At 71.6% G+C, this 3,651-nt stretch carries 4 protein-coding genes; all 4 read right to left on the bottom strand.

Annotated elements, in window-relative coordinates:
• Window positions 1–769, bottom strand: a 769-nt coding sequence (locus tag AC31A1_RS48560) for an MFS transporter (protein WP_489659454.1), incomplete at its 3' end; no start/stop codon positions are given.
• 79 nt (window positions 770–848) lie between these two features.
• Window positions 849–1,649 carry a sugar phosphate isomerase/epimerase family protein gene (locus tag AC31A1_RS48555; protein ID WP_489659453.1) on the bottom strand — a complete coding sequence of 267 codons (801 nt, stop codon included), beginning with the start codon at window positions 1,647–1,649 and terminating at the stop codon, window positions 849–851.
• Window positions 1,650–1,673: 24 nt separating this feature from the next.
• On the bottom strand, window positions 1,674–2,609 hold the full coding sequence (locus AC31A1_RS48550) for a bifunctional helix-turn-helix transcriptional regulator/GNAT family N-acetyltransferase (RefSeq protein ID WP_489659452.1): 936 nt from the start codon (window positions 2,607–2,609) through the stop codon (window positions 1,674–1,676).
• A 126-nt stretch (window positions 2,610–2,735) separates the two neighbouring features.
• Window positions 2,736–3,551, bottom strand: coding sequence for a DUF4253 domain-containing protein (locus tag AC31A1_RS48545; protein ID WP_489659451.1), 816 nt, complete (start codon window positions 3,549–3,551; stop codon window positions 2,736–2,738).
• Window positions 3,552–3,651: the final 100 nt, after the last annotated feature.

Genomic DNA, 3,651 nt, shown 5'->3' with positions numbered 1-3,651 from the left:
CGCCGCCGAAGCGTTCGGCGTTGATCAGAGGGAAGAGGCTGACCGGCATCGCCAGGACCGTGGCCGCCAGGTCGGTGATCAGCGCGCCGCGCACCACCCGGTGCCCGGCCAGGAAACGCAGGCCGTCGAACATGCCGTGCAGCCCGGGGCGTGACTTCTCGCCCTCGGGCGGCAGCGGGGGGAGGCCGAGGGCGCCGTAGAACGACGCGCCGAAGCTGAGGGTGTCCAGCAGGTAGCAGACGCCGGTGCCCCACCAGCCGAGCACCACGCCCGCCACGGCCGGGCCGAGCAGCATCATCGCCTGGCCGGTCACCTGGTTCAGGGCGAGACCGGCGGCCACCTGGTCCTTGGGCAGCAGCCGCGGCACGAACACGCCCGACGCGGGTGCGCCGATCGCGGCGAACGCGGACTGCGCCGCCACCAGTGCCAGCACCACGGCCACCGGTACGTGCCCGGTGAAGCCCTGCACGGCCAGCAGGAGGGAGCAGGCGGCGGACCCGGCGGTGCCCGTGAGATAGACGCGGCGCCGGTCGGCCCGGTCCGCCCAGGCGCCCGCGAACAACCCGAAGCCGATCATCGGCAGGGCCTGCGCCACGCCGACCGCACCGGTCCACACCGTGCTGCGCGTCATGTCCCAGACCTGGTACATGACGGTGACCATGGTCATGAAGCTGCCGAGCGTGGACACCGTCCGCCCGATCAGCAGCCGCCGGAACACCGGGGACGCCCGCAACGGCCGGATGTCGATCAACGTACGGGTGAGGCTCATGAGGGCATGACGGGGCGCGGGGCGGGTTGAGGAGGCACCGGGGGACCCTAAGCCGCGGCCCGCCGGGGCCGCCAGTTGTTTACGCGGAGTCGTTGAGCAGCCGCGCCAGGTGGTCGTGGCCGGCGGCCAGCAGCCCGGGGAGCGGCGCGGCGCCCTCGTACCACCGCTTCTCGTACTCCCAGCACAGCCAGCCGTCCCACTCGTGCCGGGCGAGGACCTCGACGCACTCGGCGAGCGGGAGGACGCCGGCGCCGAGGGGCAGCGGGGTGGTGTCGTCGGCCGACGCGATGTCCTTGACCTGCACGTATCCGAGATACGGGCCCAGCGCGGCGAGCGTCTCCGACGGCTGCTCGCCGCCCAGCCAGGTGTGCATGACGTCCCACAGCGCCCCGGCGTGGCGGTGCCCGACCGGACCGAGCACGCGGAGCGCGTCCGCGCCGGTGCGGTGCGAGTCGTGGGTCTCCAGCAGCACCCGTACGCCGAGATCGGCACCCCACTCCGCCGCCGTACCGAGCCGCCGAGCGGCCGTGGCATCGGCCTCCCCGACGGGCCGCTCGGTACCACCACCGGGAAAGACACGGATGAAGGGCGCGCCCAAGTCCCGTGCCAGCTCCAGCAGTTCACGGATCTCCGCGAGTACGGCGTCGTCGTCACCCGGCGCCGCCACCCGCGCATACCCCGCGAGGCCCAGGACTTCGACCCCGGCCGCCTTGAACTCGGCGACCACGTCGGCCCGTTGGCCGGCGTCGATACCGGGGTGCACGGGCTCCTCGGGATGCGCGCGCAACTCGACGCCGTGGTAGCCGTGCGTGACGGCGAGGTCCAGCACGTCGGCCACGGGGAGGCCCGGGACACCGAGGGTGGAGAAGGCGAGCTTCATGTCACGGACCCTACTCGTCACCGCTCACTGTGGCTCGTGCAGGTCGAGCCGCCAGTCCTGGCCGACGAGGTCCTGCCCGAAGGAGCGGTGCGGTTTCTCCGCGGTGAGCACGAACCCGTGCCGCTGGTAGATCCGGCGGGCGGCCCCGAGGACGTCGTTCGTCCACAGCACGAGGTCGCGATATCCGACTCCGCGCGCGAACTCGACGACAGCCGCGACGAGTTGATCCCCGATCCGCAGCCCGCGCGCGTCGGGCTCGACGAGCAGCAGCCGCAGCCGGGCGGTACCGGGTGCGTCGTCCCGCACGCACATCACACACCCCACCGCCCGCCCGTCGAGCTCGGCGATCCACACCCGCTCCAGATGCGGATCGTGATCCTCGGCGAAATCGGCGACGATCCGCGCGACGAGCCCTTCGTAGTCGGCGTTGAAGTCGTACTCGGCGGCGTACAGCGCCGCGTTCCGCTGCACGATCCAGCCCAGATCACCGGGGCCCGGCTCCCGCAGCACTACGTCCTCCGGCCGCGGTCGCCGCTTGTCCGACGCCGACAGAATGGTCCGTACGGTGCGCAGCGCCTCGGCGAGCCGCGGCCGGTCGGCCTCCGGCACGGTCGAGAGCAGCACTCCCACCGATTCGTCCGCCCGCTCCGCCAACAGCGCGGCGGTCTCCCGCCCCCGCACGGTGAGCGTGACCTGCCGCCGCCGCGGATCCCGCTCCGAGGGCGCCCGCTCGACCAGCCCGTCCTGCTCGAACCGGTTCAGGATCCGGCTCAAGTACCCGGCGTCGAGGGAGAGTTCGGCACGGAGATCGGCGGCGTCCGTACGAGGTGAGTGCGCGAGTTCGTACAGGACGCGGGACTCGGTGAGGGTGAAGGGGGCGTAGAGGTGGCGGCTGTAGTCGAGGGCGCCGATGACGTTCGTGTAGAAGCGGTTGAAGGCGCGAATGTCCTGGACGGTCATGATCGATCCCCGGTGCTCGCTCAGGGTAGTTGACTCAGTCAGAGGTATTGCGGTTCTGACGGTAGTACCGGGGAGGGCCGCACGTCCATGGTTCCCGACAGCCCGCGCGGCCGACCGAGCAGCGACCTAGTCCCACCAGAAGCGCCACCGATGCCGCCCCACCAGCCCGTTCGCGTACTCGGGGAACGGTGTCGGCGGATCGTCCACGATGTTGTCGGCGGTGGACAGCACATGTTCCAGGGCGAGTTGCTCAGCGTGCGGGACATCGAGGGGCGGCCGGGCGACCGACACGGTCAGCGCACCCCCGAACCCCGACACGACCCGCGCCCCGAACCGCTCCTCCCAACTCCGCAACAGCGCGCACATCAGGGGAAGCGGCGCCTCGGCCGCCCACCCCAGGATTGCCGGCACATCGGCACTACGGCGGGCGGGCACAAGGGCGAGGGAGCAGGTGTGCACGAAGGGTTCAGTGCCGAGGACATCCGCTACGGTCCGCCGGGCCGCCTCCTCCGGATCGACCCCGGCACCCGTGTCCACCCCACCCGCCGCGAGCCCGGGCCAGCTCTCGAAGGGCGGCCCCGGGTCGTGCGGCCAGGGCGCGACGTACTCCCGGACTTCCTCCGGCACGCTCGCCGCCCATTCCTCGTCCGACACCGGGTTCGACCAGCGCGGCAGCCGCCGGCGCCGATACTCGGCGAAGTCCGCCGCGAGCACGGCATCGAGCCGGATCGCGTCGATCTCGCTCAGGTCCTCGGGCCGGCCATGGTCATCCGGCCAGCAGATGAACGGATACAGCCCTGTGACCTCGGCCGACTTCAGCAGCCGGGGCCACAACTCCACGAGATCGTCCGGCAGTTCGTCGGAGAACCACACCTCCACGTCTCCGCGTTGCTCGAAGCGGCCGGAGGGCAGGGACAGTTCGGCGGGAAGCGGGAAGACCATGCCGGGACGATAAGGGGAGGCACTGACAACGGCACCGGGGGAGTGGCGGATCCAGGATCTTCAGCCGTCATCTCTTCCCCGTCCCTTCCCCTCTCCTACG

This window comes from Streptomyces sp. P5F9 (assembly GCF_057961495.1).
This window is presented reverse-complemented; position numbering and strand designations above follow the sequence as displayed.

Bases quoted from the DNA above. Each gene is read 5' to 3' on its own strand.
- AC31A1_RS48555 (WP_489659453.1), bottom strand. From the start codon at position 1,649: ATGAAGCTCGCCTTCTCCACCCTCGGTGTCCCGGGCCTCCCCGTGGCC.
- AC31A1_RS48550 (WP_489659452.1), bottom strand. From the start codon at position 2,609: ATGACCGTCCAGGACATTCGCGCCTTCAACCGCTTCTACACGAACGTC.
- AC31A1_RS48545 (WP_489659451.1), bottom strand. From the start codon at position 3,551: ATGGTCTTCCCGCTTCCCGCCGAACTGTCCCTGCCCTCCGGCCGCTTC.